This window comes from Bacillus sp. PPSBB_2 (assembly GCF_045291115.1).
GTDB classification, from domain to species: domain Bacteria; phylum Bacillota; class Bacilli; order Bacillales; family Bacillaceae_G; genus Bacillus_A; species Bacillus_A cereus.
This window is the reverse complement of sequence record NZ_CP147983.1, coordinates 2820295-2836361: the sequence shown is the minus strand read 5'-3', so window position 1 is coordinate 2836361 and position 16067 is coordinate 2820295. Positions and strand designations below refer to the sequence as shown.

The following is a 16067-nucleotide window of genomic DNA, read 5'->3' as shown; positions in this document are numbered from 1 at the left end:
TAAGGAAGTCACAATGCTGCAACAATTAATTGTGATGAGTACATTGAAAAAAGCATTCCTTCCATTATACTAAGGGATGTTCTTATATTTATATAATTAGCAAAAGAGAAAAGGTGTTTGAAATGAAATCGTATATTGTAGTTGGATCTGGAATTTTAGGAGCGTCTACTGCTTATCATCTTGCTAAGACAGGTGCGAATGTTACTATCGTGGATCGCCAACAATTAGGGCAAGCAACTGATGCAGGAGCAGGAATTGTATGTCCATGGTTATCACAGCGTCGTAATAAAGCATGGTATAAAATTGTTAAAGGCGGTGCACGTTACTATTCTTCGTTAATTCAGCAATTAGAAGAAGACGGTGAAACTGACACAGGATATAATCGTGTAGGTGCAATTAGTTTACATACTGACGAGAAAAAGTTAGATCAAATGGAAGAGCGAGCTTATAAACGACGTGAAGATGCCCCGGAGATTGGTGAAATCACTCGCTTATCAGCTGAAGAAACAAAAAAATTATTCCCAGCATTATCAGACGAATATAGTTCTGTTCATATTAGTGGTGCTGCACGAGTAAATGGGAGATTATTACGCAATGCATTAATAAGTGCTGCGAAAAAACATGGTGCAACTTTCATAAAAGGCGATGCTATATTAGTCCGTGAAGGAAATCATATTACGGGAGTTACAGTAAACGATGAAACAATTTTAGCAGAAAAGGTTATTGTAACTGCAGGCGCATGGGCGAATGAAATCTTGAAACCATTAGGAATTAATTTCTTAGTTACATTCCAAAAAGGACAAATTGTTCATCTGCAAATCGAGAATACAGCAACAGAAAATATGCCAGTTGTTATGCCACCGAACGATCAATATATTTTAACGTTTGACAATGGGCATGTCGTAATTGGTGCAACACATGAGAATGATACTGGTTTTGATCATCGTGTAACAGCAGGTGGTTTACATGAAGTATTCCATAAGGCATTAACAGTTGCGCCTGGCTTAGAAAATGCTACAATGCTTGAAACGAGAGTTGGATTCAGACCATTTACACCAGGATTCTTACCTGTTATCGGACCGCTACCTAACTTTGAAGGAATTCTCGTTGCGAATGGATTAGGGGCTTCGGGTTTAACAGCTGGTCCATATCTAGGAGCGGAACTTGCTAAACTAGCGCTCGGAAAAACGATTGAATTAGATTTAAATGATTATGATGTTGCTGGCGCAATTGAATAATATAGGGTACTGCTAACATTTAGGAAAAATCATGCTAAACAAATTCGACAAGAAATAATCAGTTTTTCCTCTGTTAAGAGTAAGCCTGTTTATGAAAAATAAAATTATTTAAAAATAGAGGGCCGACATTATAAACCTGCATTAATAATGTAGAATTGTGATGGCGGCTCTTTATTCATATTGATTTAAAACTTATTTTCGAGAGGAGGTTAAGTAATGAGGGCGTCATATCAAGTATTGATATTTCCTTATATAAAAACTGCCGATTCTATTCAATATGCCATTTTTAACCGAAGTGATTATGGTTATTGGCAAGGAATAGCTGGTGGCGGAGAAGACGGTGAGATTCCTATTGAATCAGCAAAACGGGAAGCGTTTGAAGAGGCTCGTATTACAAGAGAATGTCCATATATACAATTAGATTCTGTGTCTTCACTACCAGTAGAGGATGTAGTTGGAGGATTCCTTTGGGGAGAAGAGGTTTATGTAATAAAAGAATTTTCTTTTGGAGTTAAAGTCCCTACAAAAAACATATCATTATCTAAAGAACACTTTAATTATAAATGGTTATGCTTTGAGGAAGCAGTAACGCTTTTGAAATGGGATAGCAACAAAACAGCATTGTGGGAATTAAACAAAAGACTATTAAAACAATAAAAGTTTTTGCTAACAAAAATAGTTGTGGAAGAAGAATTGAACCATTAACAAACCCTTGCTACACTTCTAAACAATGTTTTATAGATTTGGCATGGGTAATGAACGAACAGAACTTGTACTAAGAAAAGCCCTATACACTTGCCTCTGAAAAAATGAAAATAGTTAGAAATATTTTTATATCGTACGGTTTTTGGCTATGAATAACGGAATAAATATTAAGTATTCAACAGTTCAAATAAAACGAGTTAGCTTTTTATTTTAGGAAGAAAGATGACTCGTTTTATGCTAAAATTCGCTTAGTGTATATTTTCGTTAAAATGTGGGTGGGCCCCCTTTTAGCAAAACCGGAGTGGGAATGATGAGTATAAATAGTTTTGTGGGATTGATAAATAACGAATTATTAAAAGAGGTAAGTATCAGAAGTGAGGATGAATTCGAGCCTGTAGTAGTTAAAGATATTCCTAGACTTTGGAAGTGTTTAGGAACAGGTAATTATGCCGCAGTATTCATGCACAAAGAATACAAAGATTGGGTAGTGAAAGTTTACGTGCGAGAAGGAGAAGGAATTGAAAAAGAGTCAGAAGTATACCGAAGAATCGGAAATCATCCTTCTTATTCAAAGCTTATATATAAAGGAGAAAATTTCATAGTATTGAAACGTTTAAAAGAAATTACCTTATACGATGCTATTCATAAGGGGATTAAAATTCCTAAGCAGGTAATACTTGATATCAATAAGGCTTTAGAGTATGCGAGGGAACAGGGATTAACTCCTTGTGATGTTCACGGGAAAAATGTGATGATGGAAAAAGGAAGGGGATATGTAGTCGATGTATCTGATTTCTTAAAAACAAAAGAAGATAGTAAGTGGAGAGACCTAGAAAAGGCATATTTCACCTTTTATTTTCCTTTCATATATAAATTGCCTTTCCCTATTAAAGTACCGTATTTTATGTTAAACATTGTTAGACGTTCGTATAGAAAATATAAGAAGCTTAAAAAGAAATTCAAATTGTAAAAGGATCACATATGTTCCTGAAAACGAGTTAAATTCACATAAATAACTTTAGAAAAATTTCAAATTTTGTTTAGGGGCTACTCCAAGACCTTAGCTTGCTGGGCATGTGGTGTTACCTCAAAAAATAAAAAGATTAGGAGTGAATCCTAATCTTTTTATTTATACATATTTTTGTTAGTTATATCACTATCAATTCCAAAACGGGATATTTTGAATAAATGAAACCGTCAAAATAAGTGTTGATGCGGAACCAGCAGTTACTAAAGTTACTATTTTTCGTCCATTCTGTTCTTTTGAAGGTTTTATAAGTTCTGTAATTAACACAATCCATATTATGATAGATACTATTGAAATAATATTTATAGACATATGTAACACATCTCTTCGTGTTTTTACATAAATATTTCTTCTTTTATAAAATAAAAGCAATTTAACAAGAAAATATGTAACGCATTAAAAATCAATATTTTCCTGTTAAACCACCTTTTTTAAATAGAAATACGACTGATAAAACGATAACAACAGCCTTCAAACTGCCCCAATATGGATAAATAGCATGATCTGTTAGACTAGCATATTGAAAGATATTCTCTAAACCGAAAATTCCTATCATGACTGCTAAAATGAATGAAGCTGATCCATACATCCCTTTACGATAGAGGGTAAATAAATAGACTGCGAAAATTAGTGGTAAGATGATTTGTAGTACGATTATCATAGTTCGTCCCCCAGATTATTTATAATTATATTATATACAAAATTGTAATAAAAAGGAATACGACTTATTTGATACTAACAGAACTACTCTAATCATATTCTTCTATAAAAAGAAGAAAAAGGGGTGTACAGTTAATTGACAAAAGTTAAAGTTAGTTTACGACCCATTGTTCATAATATAAATTTACCAACCGTATTGAAAACAACAATACTTCCAGGTGAATCGACCGAAAGACTATTTATCGCAACTCAATTAGGGGAGATTTTTTACATAGGGGACGGAGTTATAAAGACATTTTTAGATATTCGTCACCTAATTATTAAATTAGGTACATTTGAAGAAGGTGTTTCTAGTAGCGGTTATGATGAACGAGGATTGCTTGGACTTGCGTTCCATCCACAATTTTATCAAAACGGTTTATTTTATCTTCATTATTCCGTCGCTGGAACTCAAGGGCCAGGTGCACTTTCTGAACAATTTAAACCGAATCCTTGTGACTCGAAAACTTTAAATTTAAAATGGCTAAATAGAGATACGCAATATGATCATATCGATACAATTGAAGAATGGATTTTACAATCAAACGGGCACCCTCAAAAACGTAGAACATTACTTAATATAAAACGCCCATTTTTTAATCATAATGGAGTAAATACTTTAAACTTTTCTCCAGAGACGGGGAAACTTGTTTTTACAAATGGAGATGGTGGCTCGGGTTATGATCCGTTCAATTTAAGCCAAGATGATTTAGAAATAGCAGGTAAAATTATTGAAATCGATGTAAGTAAAAATACATTCATAAATAATCCTCCATTCGTTACACGCTTTAATGAACTTCCTCTATCTATACAAGAAACACTTACAGTAATTGCGAAAGGTGTTCGTAATATAACCGGTATTTCATTTCAAAGGTTTTATAATCAATATATCAAATACGCCGGAAATGTCGGACAAGATATTGTAGAGTCTATTTTTTCATTTATTCAATATAAACCTATACCGATTACAGAACTTGTTCAAATGCATTTTATGAGGTTAACTCCCAATCAAGATGGGGTTATCAATTTTGGGTGGCGAGGATGGGAAGGGGATTTACCTACTTCTTTTATACGACATTGTTCTGAGAATCAGACTTTGGATGAGAGAACAATGGTTTATTATGATGAAACAATACAAACTTCAGTCAAGCGTATTCTGCCTCTACTTAGTTATTTTCATAAAGATTCTAGAACAGATAAGTTTGGAGGAACTTCACTTACAGGAGTTCAGCCATATATGGGAAATGCAATTCCAAATTTAACAGGTAGCGTTGTTTTTACTGACCTTGCCAAGAAAGGAGAATCTCAGTCTCCAATTAAGGGTGTTTTAGCCTATACTAGAGCAGGTACAGACGGTAAACACGCTGACTTTCATGCTATTGAAACCAATTATGATTTTGGTACGCAACCAGCTTATTATATGAGTTTAGGAACAAATTCGGATCAAACTAAATTATATTTAGGAGTTTACAGTTCTATGAAAGTAACTGATTTTAACAAAGGTACCATTTTTGAAATTATTCCCTGATACGATATACACTTGTAGTTTATAATCCAAGGAATTTATTTTGTTTCAAAACGCACAATTTATCCCCCTAAAAGTCTTTTATTATATAGTAATTCATAACAAGTAGAAAGCAGCTCATAAACCACTAGTGTATGAATAATATAGAAAGTAATGAATGAGGCATCTTTAGGGGGAGATATTGATGAATCGGTTTGTACGTTATTGGTATCAACTGATGATAGAACATGATACGAGTTTTGTTCATAAAAGAAAATTGTCCCTTGCGAATAAGTTAGTACTTACAGCTTTGATGAGTACATTGGCCACCATGTTTCAAGCAGCAGGAAACTTAGTTCCTGGTATAGGTTTGCTCATTAGTCCATTTTCGACATTACCGATTTTTTTTGCTATTTTCTATTCTATTCGTGAGGGAATACTTTCTTATATTCTTACTATTTTTCTATTATTTATTATTGAGCCCAGTGAACTAATTGTCTTTCCTTTTACTACAGGCTTATTAGGTCTAGCCTTAGGAGTATCTTTTTTAAAATTAAAGAGGAGAATTTGGATTGTTTCCTTTTCAGCAACTTGTCTACTTATTGGTATTATGATCGTTCTCGATGTTTTCCGTTTTCCGGTACTTGGTCCTGCTGTTCATACAACTATGGATATAAAAATTATTTTATCAATATTTATAATGAGCTTTCTATACTGTTGGATTTATGCAGGTTTTTGCAGAATAATGATGAATAGATTATATAAAGTGTTGTATTGACAATGGCATAATGAGGATTGGAGATTGAATTCATGACTAACGTTGCAGTTAGAAGACCAAATTTGAATGATATAGATGAACTATATTTATTTTTCCGTATAGTTATTACGAATACATACAAAAATGAAGGATTGTCACAATTATTAGATGACATAGAAAATGAAATTAACTCAAAAAAGCAGTATTTGAAAAGTGATTTTGATAGTAACGGAGAAAGTCGTTACTTTTTATTAGCAATTGATACAAGTAACGATAAAATCATTGGAACAATCGAAATCGGTCCAGCAAGTACATTGATTAATAGTTGTACAGGTGGTGTACTTAAAAATTTGTATGAAATAGGAACTGTATTCATACTTCCGGAGTATCAGAGAAAGGGAATAGGGAGTTTATTACTACATACAATGTTTCTTACATTACTTAGCAGAGGGATAACAGAATATTGTTTAGATAGTGGATATAAAAATGCGCAAAGTATATGGATGAAAAAGTTTGGAAAACCTAGCTATGTATTGAAAGATTACTGGGGAGAATCCAGTGATCATATGATTTGGAAGAAAAGTTTACATGATACACCTATAATATTTGAATTATAAAATGAAATATGCCTCTGAACATAGCTTTTCTTACTTATGTATGCTATTATTTATCTTTATAATAAAAGAGGACGTGAATGAACTTGATTAAAATTAATATTCCTGAAGCTGATGTTTCAATTACTGAACGTAAACAAGTTATTAAAGGAGACGAGCCAATCATTACGCCAATTAATGGATTTATCGATTTCCACTTGTTCCCTAGAGATAAAGGCGGCATTTTTATGTTTTACAATATTAATGACGAACTTCTTTTCGTAGGTAAAGCTCGTAAAATTAGACAACGTATTAAGAAGCATTTTGAAGATAATGTTTCACCAATTAAAAATCACCGTGATGAAGTATACCGCATTGATGCATGTATCGTAGAAGATCCAACAGAAAGAGAAATTTACGAAACATATATCATTAATGAATACAAAGCGAAATATAACGTTGATAAAGTATTCTACAAATAATCAACATTAATAAAAAGCAATCCTAGCTAATATGCCAGGATTGTTTTTTATTTAGATTTATTCTTCATATCTTTCTCCTTTTTTCAAATGATTAGCAGCAACAAAACAGATTACACCTATAAATATAAGTACAATACCAACCGTTTTATGTTTTCCCTCAAAGAAAGGAATATCTGAAATAACATTTGTCATACATAGTCCTAAAAATACAAGGATAGGGCCCACCCAAAGTAATACATTACCGAATTTTGTGTGCTTCCACATAATAACCCTCCTTAACCCTCTTTACATATATATCCATAAATGAAAAGTAAATTCATAGAGAAATATAGTTTTTTTCATATCGAAAATTTAACCCTCATATATTGGTACAAGCAAAAGAGAAAGGAGACCATCATGAATTGGTTAGAAGCTTTCATACTAGGTATAATTCAAGGTTTAACAGAATTTTTACCAATCAGTAGTACCGGACATCTTTATTTAGGAAGGCATTTGTTCCGATTAGATGAGGCTGGCTTATTTTTAGATACGATGCTGCATATTGGGACTTTACTTGCGGTTTTTATTTATTACAAAAAAGAATTTATATATTTAATTAAAAACCCATTTTCAAAGCTCATGTTATTACTTATCGTTGGGACAATACCCGCAGTTGTAATTGGTTTATTGTTTAAAGATTTCTTTGAAGATATTTCAAAAACAGGAATCACGATCGGTTGGGAGTTTTTAGTGACCGGATTCTTTCTCTACACGGCAGATAAACAAAAGAATGGTCGTAAAAAAATGAATGACATAACATATAAAGACGCATTAATTATCGGTTCATTTCAAGCTGCTGCTATTTTTCCAGCCATTTCCCGTTCTGGAATGACAATTGTCGCTGCATTATGGAGAAAATTAGACCGTGAAACTGCTGCTTACTTTTCTTTTTTACTATCGACACCAGCCATTGTTGGAGCTATCATTTTGCAATTTATAGACGTTTTTCAAGGGAAAGCAGAATCTATTTCTAGTACATCTTTAATTATCGGAACATTATCAGCAGCGTTTTTTGGATACATAGCTGTTTCATGGATGATTCAATATTTAAAACGTCACTCCTTAAAAGTATTCGCGTATTACGTATGGGGATTAGGTATTTTAATTTTAATGTTGCAATTTACTGATGTATTTTAAGTATAATGATAAAGAAGTTAATTAGTTTAAGATCCTGTTTCATTCATACAAGGCAGGATCTCTTTTTATTAAGGGGGAAAATATGTTTAATAAGGCTATCGTTATTGGTGGAAGTATGGCAGGAAAGTTTGCAGCAAAAGCATTATCAACTTCTTTTAAAGAAGTAATCATTATAGAAGCTGGTGAAAGATGGGATGGAAAGTCTTCGAGAAAAAGAGTTCCACAAAGTAATCATCCTCACGTGTTATTAAAAGGTGGAGAAAACGCAATTGAAGAATTGTTTCCTAATATTACGAATGAATTAATAGAAGCAGGTAGTATCGTAAATAACTTTACTCGTGATTTAAAATGGCATCAATTTGGTTTATGGAAACAGCCATTCATAGGGGAAGTACATATGATTCAACAAAGTCGTCCTTTGCTAGAATGGCATATTCAAAAACGAATACATCAAATTTCAAATATTACTATTAAATATGAAACATTGGTTAAAGGGTTATTGGTAGATGCAAAGCTTAACAAAGTGTGTGGAGTAAAAGTTAAATATCTAGAGACAAACACACAAGAAGAAGTTCATGCGGATCTTGTAGTTGATGCGAGTGGATTTGGCTCAAAAAGTATAGAGTGGCTACGAGAATACGAAATTGAAGTACAAGAAGAGAAAGTTCGTATTGATTTATTTTACGCAACGAAAATGTTCAAACTTAAAGAAAATGAGAAATTAGACTGTTGCAATGTGCTAATGTCTCCGAGTTTCCCTGATAACCCTTATGGCGTTCTTATTCAAACGATAGAAGATAATCGTTATTTTGTTACTTTCAGTGGATACGCAAACGAGAAAGCACCACAAACAGATGATGAGTTTTATGATTTTGCTGAAAACCTATCAATTTCTAATGTTACAGATTTCCTAAACAAGGCCGAGGGAATTACTGATATAAAGACATACAAAATTCCTTATCAAGTACGCCGGCGATTTGATTTAGTGAATAATGTACCAGAAGGATTATTAGTTGTTGGAGATGCGCAATGTCGTTTTGATCCCGTTTTCGGCCAAGGCGTATCAGTTGCTGCTATGGAGGCTCACCAATTGCAATTACTTTTGCAAGATAGAAAACAACTTGATAAAACATTTACACAACAATTTTATAAAAAGGCAGCTACTATAATAGAAACCCCTTGGGATATGACAACAACAGAAATATCACGTCACCCGCAACTAAAGAGAGAATTAACTACAAAACAAAAATTTCAGCTATGGTATACGAAACAAATATATCGACTATCTGCAAGTAATTCTGATGTTTATATTCGGTTAGTACGAGTGATGAATTTAATTCGTAGTCCATTTCATCTTTTTCATCCGAAAGTGTTACTATCTGTATTACTTAATCGAAAGAAATAGCAAGAATATAATTGATTAAAAAAGAATGTATAACAGTTAGTAAATCAAGAAGGAGAATACGGGATGGAAATATACATAGAGCAACTAAAGGAACAAGATGCTAAGGATTTATTTACGTTTGAACTTACGAATAAATCTTTTTTTGAAACAATGGTACCAAATCGTGGCTCAAAATATTTTGAATTTGAATATTTCCAAAAATTACTAGACGATTTATTAATAGAACAAGCGGATGGAGATTCTTATTTTTATTTAATTCGTAATAAAGAAAAAGAAATTGTAGGGCGAATTAATTTAGTAGATATAGATACGGAAACTCGAATTAGTTCGCTCGGGTATCGGGTCGGAGAAAAATTTACTAAAAAAGGAGTTGCAACAGCAGCCGTAAAATTAATTTTAGATGTAGCGAAAAATAATGAAATTACTGAAGTTCATGCTAAAACAACGACTAATAATCTCGCATCACAAATTGTACTAGAAAAAAGCGGATTTTCTTCTTATCAAAATGAATCAGATATAACATCTGTAGAATTACATGGAGAACATGTGAAGTTTGTACACTATATTTGGAGAAATACTTCGCGCTTATAATAAGGAGGACTTATTCATGAATGATTTACGTTATCCAATTGGCCAATTTACATACAAACGTCCTATAACTGAAGAAATGATTGATACATGGATTCAAGAAATTGAAGATTTACCTAATGAACTAACAAAGGCAATTAAAGATTTAGATCAGAAGCAGTTAGATACACCATATCGCGTTGGAGGGTGGACTGTCCGTCAAGTTGTTCATCACGTTGTTGATAGCCATATGAATAGCTACATACGCTTCAAATTAGCACTTACAGAAAAGAATCCAACTATTAAACCGTATAAAGAAGAGAAGTGGGCAGAGTTACCCGATTCAAAATTACCGGTAGATGTTTCACTAGTAATGCTAGATTCATTACATAAAAGATGGGTTAACCTTTTATATTCTCTAGAAATTGAAGATTTAGAAAAGACATTTAACCATCCTGAAACTGGTGAAACAGAACTTGCTGTTGCAATAGGACTATACGCATGGCATGGTCGTCATCATACCGCTCATATTACCTCGTTAAGAAAGCGACTTAATTGGTAACATGGAGATTACATTAGAGAAGGCGACAGAAAGTGATGCAACAGATTTATTTCAAATGCAAATAGACTCATTTAGCCCTTTATTACATAAATATAAAGACTACGAAACAAACCCAGCAAATGAAACTATTGAAAAAACTATTTGTAGAATAAATCATGTAGACGGTGGCTTCTATAAAATAATAGTGGCAATGAATCTTGTTGGAGCGATATGCATTTCACAAAAAGAAACACCCTCTAAATTTTGGATCAGTCCAATGTTTATTCACCCGAGTTATCAAGGAAAAGGAATTGCCCAAAAGGTACTTACATTAATTGAGGAAATGTTTCCTGAAGCAACGAGCTGGGAACTTGCTACTATTTTAGAAGAAGAGAAAAATTGTTTTTTGTATGAAAAGATGGAGTATAAAAGAACAGAAGTTATAAAGAAATTAAATGATGAAACTACACTTATTTATTACAAAAAAGAAAGGTAAAGCATATAAAATACGCTTTACCTTTTTATGTCATTTCGGATTAAATATACAAAAATAATGTATGTTCTTCCAGAATAATCGGGTTAGTAATTTTAAAAATGAATAAAAATACAAAAAACCACTACTTTGTCGTAAAGGTTACTAGCGCTTTTTGAATGCTTAAAATACTATCGTCACCTTTAAATTCTTTCGTAATTGGATTCTCCATACTAGACACCCAAATTTTAAGTTCTGCATCTAAATCAAAATGCCCAGCCGTTTCGATGCTATATTGTGTAATACTTTTATAAGGAATAGAATGGTATTCTGTTTTTTTGCCAGTTACTCCTTGTTTATCTACTAAAATAAGACGACGATTTGTAAATACGATTAGATCACGAATTAATTTATAAGCATGCTCTACTTTTTCATCGTCCAGCATAATCTTCTCTAAATCACGTTCTACACTTTCAGAACTTGTATTTGATGCATTTCCTAAAATACCGCTAAATAAACCCATATTAAATTCCTCCTTTAATATATGTGGAATGAATTACTTATATTGTAACATGTTACTCACAAAGATATTATGACATTACTTTAGTAGTTTCTGGTTATTGTTGTAATTAGTTTATATAACCTCATCTTAAAATCTTATGCTAATATGAAATTAAGAAAAAAGAAGCAGAGGGATATAGCATGAAGAATATTGGTTTAGTATTAGAGGGCGGAGGAATGAAAGGTTTATATACTGCAGGTGTACTCGAATATTTCATGGAAAAGAACTTATTCTTTCCATATGTAGTCGGCGTATCAGCTGGAGCCTGTATGGGAGCAACCTATTTGTCACGTCAAAAAGGTAGAAATATGAAAGTAAATACAGAGCTAGTATCAGATTACAGGTATATATCTTATCGAAACTTAATTCGAAAACGTGAATTATTCGGAATGGATTTTTTATTTGATGAAGTACCTAATAAAATTGTACCATTTGATTTTCAAACTTTCTTAAACTGTAATGAACAGTTTGTTATAGGGACAACTGATTGCGAATCAGGACAAGCCATTTATTATAATAAAGCAGAACACGGAAATGATATTTTAAAAATCATTCGTGCATCTAGCTCTGTGCCGTTTATAGCACCTGCTGTAGAATATAATAATCGAAAATTATTAGATGGAGGGATTATAGACCCTATACCTGTTTTGAAAGCCCAAAAGGATGGTTATGAAAAGAACGTTGTAATTATGACAAAGCCAGAAGGATATGAGAAGCAGCGAAATAAATTTTCAGGCCTGGCTAAAATTTTATATAGAAAATATCCGAAAATCGCAGAGAATTTAGTAGACCATTATCGTTTTTATAATGAGACGATATCTTATATGAATCGAGAAGAACAAAAAGATAATTTTTATGTAATTCAACCAAGTGTACAGCTTCCTATAAGCGGAATAGAAAGAAATAAGGAAAAGCTCGTTAATCTATATAATCTTGGGTATATCGATGCTCAATATCATTATGAAAACTTATTAAATTGGATAGAGAAATAAAGGGGTGGAAAGTTGAAGTTAGGAAAACGAATTATTTTTAAGGAATTGCAGAAAATGCATAGTCCACTTCATAAACCGTTTCCTTATCGTGCTACAGCAAAATTGCAGCGAGATTTAAAAAGTAAATTTACCGAAGATGACTGTATAAACGCTGATTTTAATCATTATTGGATGCATACAGCAGCTACTTTAAATTCTGTACTAAATGGAAACGAACAGAACATTACGTTTCAACAAATAAAGTGGTTAAGAAAATCGTTTTTCGAGTGGTTTCCGCAATATCGTTTTCTAGAAACAGAAATTGTGAATTATCCCATTTTGTATAGAGATTTCATAAGTTATGAGAAGACCAGAAAGCTATTACTTTATTACCTTACTGAATAAAAGCGAAAACGTACAGGTTACATTACTTGTACGTTTTTTTGTTCATAAAACATTCAATATTAACAACTAGTTTATATAGGAATTCTAATGAGAAGAAAGAAGTACATATAATAGAATGATACAGGGGAGGAGAGAGGAATAGCTGTTTTACTTTAAGTTATTGTCCAACTCGAATACAGTTAGTTATTTATGTTAAAATATTTCGAGTGAAATCAAGCTTTTAAGGATTTCATTAAATATTAAACAAAACAAGTTAGCAACATAGAAGGGATAACATTAACATGAAAAACGTATCAAATATAGATAAAGTAGAATCAATAAAATCTTTACAGTCAACAATTAGTAAACTTGAAAATGCCTTATCACAGATGACTCAAAAAGGATCAAATACTACTTTAGTGAAAAAAAGACTCAAAGCAGCTAGTATCGGCTTAGCTATGTTAGAAAGTGTTTGGAAGCAAGAAACTCATCATTATACTCAGGAAGATTTAGCAGAAGCTCGTAATGTTCTAATTGGTTTGCTTCCATCAATTGAAAAGATTTACGTTAAGTCAAAGCTTGGGAGTCCTCAAAGAACGCTTTTAGAAAGAAGAATAAAATCATTAGAACTTTCTATTCAGGCAATTGATTATTTTTCTAATAAATAACTTCGCTAAACAAATAACTTACGACTACTTTTATATAGGGATTCTAATGAAAAAAACTACATATAGAATAAATACTACAAAGGAGAAAGAGAGGTGACTACAATAATCAGTCCTAAGTTAGAGAAGCTTAAAAATCAATTAAAGAATGGAAACAAAAAAGCTCTTTATACTTTTTTGCATGAAATCAAGTCAAATCACACGCCACTAATAGAACAATGCCCTGCAGATAATCAGTATAAACTTATAACGTATATATGGTTAGGCGATCAAAATACTGAAAATGTTTATGTATTCGGTAGTTTTCCTGGTTGGGATCTGTCTGTAAATCAATTACAACGATTGTTACAGACAGATATTTGGTATGTAACGTTTAGGACGGATAAGAGTTTTATTTCAACGTACTATTTTTCAGTAAACGATGTTTTCGAAAATGATTGGATAAAGCGTAGTGAACAGTACGAAATAGACCAATTTAATCGAAATACATTTGGAGAAGGTACCAATAAAGCGTCTGTGTTAAACATAGGAATGGAGGTGCAATATAGCAGTCGTTTTCCTTCAAATGATTATCCATCCGGAAAGATTGAAACATATTCTTTTTATAGTTCGATTTTAAATAACACACGCAAAATTCATATTTATACGCCTCATGATTATTCTCACACTTCACATATTCAAGAACTTCTCATTGTATTTGATGGGAATTCATTCATTAATGACCTTTCAATCACAAAAACACTTAATTATTTAATTTACGAAAAAGAAATCCCATCGTGTATTGCTGTTACTATAGATCCTGTTGATCGATTAGAAGAGCTAACTTATAACGATAAAATGAATACATTTTTAACAAAGGAATTACTTCCGTGGATTCAATCTAAGTATCACGTTTATCAAGAAAGGAATCATACAACAATTGCTGGCTTCAGTCTTGGTGGCTTAGCAGCTTTTTATGCAGCACTTCAAAATCCACATATTTTCGGAAATGTGTTGTCAATGTCTGGATCCGTACATTGGAAAAAGGACGATTATGAAAATGCAATTCCTTGGATTGAAAATCAAATTTCATTAATAGATTCTAATGCAACTCACCTCAATACTTACATAGCAGTAGGTGAACTTGAAAACGAACCTCTTTTAACGGCTAATAGACGGCTATATAAAGCTTTAGAAGAAATGAAACACCAAAACCACTTACGAAGAGTTTCAAGGCGGACATGATAGCGTATGGTGGCGAGAAAAGCTATTCGATGGGTTAAGGGCATTAGAAAATAAAAAGGAGAGAGAATCTATGAATCAAGAAGAACTAGATAAAAAACTAAAAAGAGGGTGTTGCAAAACTCATAAATATCCAAAAATGAATGCATAAAGAAACCCGTTTTCCTGGAAGAATGATAGTATCCTAAAACTATCTCCAGAAAGGACGGATTTACTAGTATGATAACCAATTTTGATCAAAATCAATCCATTTTACAAATTTTATTTGCCTACGTAGACAGTTTAACCATTGGAGGCGTTCCGCCTATGACAGGCCGCCCACCCATCTGTAGAAAAGCTTTACTCAAATGTTTTTTTATAAAAACGGTATTCCAGATCAATTCATTACGTAAGTTAACTCGTTTTTTACATCAATATCCTTCATTTCGTGTATCTTGTGGCCTTTCGCTTGTTCCTCATATATCTACTTTTTCACGTGTAGGCACTTGGTTTCGCAACGAAGAAATTCCGTTGCTTCATAAACAAATTCTTCAAGAAAAGAATTTAGGGTTAATTCCGTGCGTTTTAATTGATAGTACAGCCTTACGGAGTAGTTTATATGATTCTCAAGCGAAATGGGGAAAATCTACTCGCTATGGTTGGTATAAGGGATATAAAACTCATGTCTGTTCTACACCAGAAGGTGTTATATTGTCGTATGCATTTACAACCGCAAATGTACATGATAGTAAAATAGCTCCTGCATTGCTTCGGGATATACAAAACCAAAATGTGTTATTTTCCGTTGCAGATGCCGCTTATGATAGTCAGCACATTCATGAAATTGCCGGAGCATGTGATATCTTTGCGATCAATCCAATTAACCCGCGTAATAGCGGACCAATCAAAAGTACACATCGTCGTGTAGTGTCTCATTTTCTACAAACTACCTTTGGCAAACAGTTGATGAAAGAGCGTGGAAAAATTGAACAACAGTTTAGTCATCTCAAAGATAAAGGGCTGGAACAGCCACGTTGGTATGGTCAAAATCGCTATCTATTGCATGTTCAGCTAGTTTTTCTGATTCATAACATTGCATATTTATTTTAGTTTTGCAAC

The 16067-nt window shown here is 32.7% G+C and carries 21 protein-coding genes; 17 read left to right on the top strand and 4 right to left on the bottom strand.

The features are described 5' to 3' along the window. The first annotated feature begins 122 nt into the window (after positions 1-122). The 3 genes from V6946_RS14220 (at position 123) to V6946_RS14210 (ending at position 2913) form a co-directional block, all read left to right on the top strand. Positions 123-1238, top strand: coding sequence for an FAD-binding oxidoreductase (locus V6946_RS14220; RefSeq protein ID WP_000844396.1), 1116 nt, complete (start codon positions 123-125; stop codon positions 1236-1238). Positions 1239-1454: 216 nt separating this feature from the next. Further along, complete coding sequence (locus tag V6946_RS14215) at positions 1455-1895, top strand: NUDIX pyrophosphatase (RefSeq protein ID WP_006929732.1); 441 nt, start codon at positions 1455-1457, stop codon at positions 1893-1895. 355 nt (positions 1896-2250) lie between these two features. Then, positions 2251-2913 (top strand): serine/threonine protein kinase, encoded by a 663-nt coding sequence (locus V6946_RS14210; RefSeq protein ID WP_006929730.1) that lies wholly within the window; start codon positions 2251-2253, stop codon positions 2911-2913. A 189-nt stretch (positions 2914-3102) separates the two neighbouring features. On the opposite strand, the gene V6946_RS14205 is transcribed toward V6946_RS14210, so the two are convergent. Further along, positions 3103-3282: a hypothetical protein gene (locus V6946_RS14205; protein ID WP_000026325.1), complete on the bottom strand. Its 180-nt coding sequence runs from the start codon at positions 3280-3282 to the stop codon at positions 3103-3105. 91 nt (positions 3283-3373) lie between these two features. Beyond that, positions 3374-3631 (bottom strand): hypothetical protein, encoded by a 258-nt coding sequence (locus V6946_RS14200; protein ID WP_000587700.1) that lies wholly within the window; start codon positions 3629-3631, stop codon positions 3374-3376. A gap of 135 nt (positions 3632-3766) precedes the next feature. Between V6946_RS14200 and V6946_RS14195 the strand changes: the two genes are divergently transcribed. From V6946_RS14195 to V6946_RS14180, 4 genes are all read left to right on the top strand, one after another. Further along, positions 3767-5197 (top strand): sorbosone dehydrogenase family protein, encoded by a 1431-nt coding sequence (locus tag V6946_RS14195; protein WP_006929728.1) that lies wholly within the window; start codon positions 3767-3769, stop codon positions 5195-5197. A 181-nt stretch (positions 5198-5378) separates the two neighbouring features. Continuing rightward, the gene (locus tag V6946_RS14190) at positions 5379-5951 is read left to right on the top strand and encodes a hypothetical protein (RefSeq protein ID WP_006929727.1); all 573 of its coding nucleotides are present in this window, start codon (positions 5379-5381) and stop codon (positions 5949-5951) included. 32 nt (positions 5952-5983) lie between these two features. Continuing rightward, positions 5984-6547, top strand: coding sequence for a GNAT family N-acetyltransferase (locus tag V6946_RS14185; protein ID WP_006929726.1), 564 nt, complete (start codon positions 5984-5986; stop codon positions 6545-6547). 77 nt (positions 6548-6624) lie between these two features. Next, positions 6625-7005: a nucleotide excision repair endonuclease gene (locus V6946_RS14180; protein ID WP_001048941.1), complete on the top strand. Its 381-nt coding sequence runs from the start codon at positions 6625-6627 to the stop codon at positions 7003-7005. Between the two features lie 57 nt (positions 7006-7062). Here V6946_RS14180 and V6946_RS14175 read toward each other — a convergent pair whose 3' ends face one another. Beyond that, positions 7063-7269 (bottom strand): hypothetical protein, encoded by a 207-nt coding sequence (locus V6946_RS14175; protein ID WP_000265477.1) that lies wholly within the window; start codon positions 7267-7269, stop codon positions 7063-7065. 132 nt (positions 7270-7401) lie between these two features. On the opposite strand from V6946_RS14175, the gene V6946_RS14170 reads away from it, so the two are divergent. The 5 genes from V6946_RS14170 to V6946_RS14150 all read left to right on the top strand — a co-directional run bounded on the left by V6946_RS14170 (position 7402) and on the right by V6946_RS14150 (position 11190). Next, positions 7402-8181, top strand: a complete 780-nt coding sequence (locus V6946_RS14170) for an undecaprenyl-diphosphate phosphatase (RefSeq protein WP_006929725.1) — start codon at positions 7402-7404, stop codon at positions 8179-8181. An 82-nt stretch (positions 8182-8263) separates the two neighbouring features. Further along, the gene (locus tag V6946_RS14165) at positions 8264-9586 is read left to right on the top strand and encodes an NAD(P)/FAD-dependent oxidoreductase (protein ID WP_006929723.1); all 1323 of its coding nucleotides are present in this window, start codon (positions 8264-8266) and stop codon (positions 9584-9586) included. Positions 9587-9649: 63 nt separating this feature from the next. After that, positions 9650-10177 carry a GNAT family N-acetyltransferase gene (locus V6946_RS14160; RefSeq protein WP_006929721.1) on the top strand — a complete coding sequence of 176 codons (528 nt, stop codon included), beginning with the start codon at positions 9650-9652 and terminating at the stop codon, positions 10175-10177. 16 nt (positions 10178-10193) lie between these two features. Further along, entirely contained in the window at positions 10194-10715 is a 522-nt protein-coding gene (locus tag V6946_RS14155) for a YfiT family bacillithiol transferase (RefSeq protein ID WP_006929720.1), read from the top strand. Position 10716: 1 nt separating this feature from the next. Next, complete coding sequence (locus V6946_RS14150; RefSeq protein WP_149215273.1) at positions 10717-11190, top strand: GNAT family N-acetyltransferase; 474 nt, start codon at positions 10717-10719, stop codon at positions 11188-11190. Positions 11191-11311: 121 nt separating this feature from the next. Here V6946_RS14150 and V6946_RS14145 read toward each other — a convergent pair whose 3' ends face one another. Beyond that, a complete protein-coding gene (locus V6946_RS14145) occupies positions 11312-11689 on the bottom strand; it encodes a PH domain-containing protein (protein ID WP_006929716.1) in 378 nt (125 codons plus the stop codon). A 179-nt stretch (positions 11690-11868) separates the two neighbouring features. Between V6946_RS14145 and V6946_RS14140 the strand changes: the two genes are divergently transcribed. The 5 genes from V6946_RS14140 to V6946_RS14120 all read left to right on the top strand — a co-directional run bounded on the left by V6946_RS14140 (position 11869) and on the right by V6946_RS14120 (position 16058). Continuing rightward, positions 11869-12720 carry a patatin family protein gene (locus V6946_RS14140; protein WP_006929714.1) on the top strand — a complete coding sequence of 284 codons (852 nt, stop codon included), beginning with the start codon at positions 11869-11871 and terminating at the stop codon, positions 12718-12720. A gap of 12 nt (positions 12721-12732) precedes the next feature. Then, positions 12733-13104, top strand: a complete 372-nt coding sequence (locus V6946_RS14135; RefSeq protein ID WP_000765936.1) for a YxiJ-like family protein — start codon at positions 12733-12735, stop codon at positions 13102-13104. A gap of 281 nt (positions 13105-13385) precedes the next feature. Beyond that, entirely contained in the window at positions 13386-13751 is a 366-nt protein-coding gene (locus tag V6946_RS14130) for a hypothetical protein (protein WP_000800305.1), read from the top strand. 93 nt (positions 13752-13844) lie between these two features. Continuing rightward, positions 13845-14972, top strand: coding sequence for an alpha/beta hydrolase-fold protein (locus V6946_RS14125; RefSeq protein ID WP_006929712.1), 1128 nt, complete (start codon positions 13845-13847; stop codon positions 14970-14972). Positions 14973-15188: 216 nt separating this feature from the next. Then, entirely contained in the window at positions 15189-16058 is an 870-nt protein-coding gene (locus tag V6946_RS14120) for an ISNCY family transposase (protein ID WP_023520903.1), read from the top strand. Positions 16059-16067 lie beyond the last annotated feature (9 nt).

What these genes read in the sequence shown, in the direction of transcription:
- V6946_RS14220 (WP_000844396.1), top strand. Translation starts at nt 123, where the DNA reads ATGAAATCGTATATTGTAGTTGGATCTGGAATTTTAGGAGCGTCTACT.
- V6946_RS14215 (WP_006929732.1), top strand. Translation starts at nt 1,455, where the DNA reads ATGAGGGCGTCATATCAAGTATTGATATTTCCTTATATAAAAACTGCC.
- V6946_RS14210 (WP_006929730.1), top strand. Translation starts at nt 2,251, where the DNA reads ATGATGAGTATAAATAGTTTTGTGGGATTGATAAATAACGAATTATTA.
- V6946_RS14205 (WP_000026325.1), bottom strand. Translation starts at nt 3,282, where the DNA reads ATGTCTATAAATATTATTTCAATAGTATCTATCATAATATGGATTGTG.
- V6946_RS14200 (WP_000587700.1), bottom strand. Translation starts at nt 3,631, where the DNA reads ATGATAATCGTACTACAAATCATCTTACCACTAATTTTCGCAGTCTAT.
- V6946_RS14190 (WP_006929727.1), top strand. Translation starts at nt 5,379, where the DNA reads ATGAATCGGTTTGTACGTTATTGGTATCAACTGATGATAGAACATGAT.
- V6946_RS14185 (WP_006929726.1), top strand. Translation starts at nt 5,984, where the DNA reads ATGACTAACGTTGCAGTTAGAAGACCAAATTTGAATGATATAGATGAA.
- V6946_RS14180 (WP_001048941.1), top strand. Translation starts at nt 6,625, where the DNA reads ATGAACTTGATTAAAATTAATATTCCTGAAGCTGATGTTTCAATTACT.
- V6946_RS14175 (WP_000265477.1), bottom strand. Translation starts at nt 7,269, where the DNA reads ATGTGGAAGCACACAAAATTCGGTAATGTATTACTTTGGGTGGGCCCT.
- V6946_RS14170 (WP_006929725.1), top strand. Translation starts at nt 7,402, where the DNA reads ATGAATTGGTTAGAAGCTTTCATACTAGGTATAATTCAAGGTTTAACA.
- V6946_RS14165 (WP_006929723.1), top strand. Translation starts at nt 8,264, where the DNA reads ATGTTTAATAAGGCTATCGTTATTGGTGGAAGTATGGCAGGAAAGTTT.
- V6946_RS14160 (WP_006929721.1), top strand. Translation starts at nt 9,650, where the DNA reads ATGGAAATATACATAGAGCAACTAAAGGAACAAGATGCTAAGGATTTA.
- V6946_RS14155 (WP_006929720.1), top strand. Translation starts at nt 10,194, where the DNA reads ATGAATGATTTACGTTATCCAATTGGCCAATTTACATACAAACGTCCT.
- V6946_RS14150 (WP_149215273.1), top strand. Translation starts at nt 10,717, where the DNA reads ATGGAGATTACATTAGAGAAGGCGACAGAAAGTGATGCAACAGATTTA.
- V6946_RS14145 (WP_006929716.1), bottom strand. Translation starts at nt 11,689, where the DNA reads ATGGGTTTATTTAGCGGTATTTTAGGAAATGCATCAAATACAAGTTCT.
- V6946_RS14140 (WP_006929714.1), top strand. Translation starts at nt 11,869, where the DNA reads ATGAAGAATATTGGTTTAGTATTAGAGGGCGGAGGAATGAAAGGTTTA.
- V6946_RS14130 (WP_000800305.1), top strand. Translation starts at nt 13,386, where the DNA reads ATGAAAAACGTATCAAATATAGATAAAGTAGAATCAATAAAATCTTTA.
- V6946_RS14120 (WP_023520903.1), top strand. Translation starts at nt 15,189, where the DNA reads ATGATAACCAATTTTGATCAAAATCAATCCATTTTACAAATTTTATTT.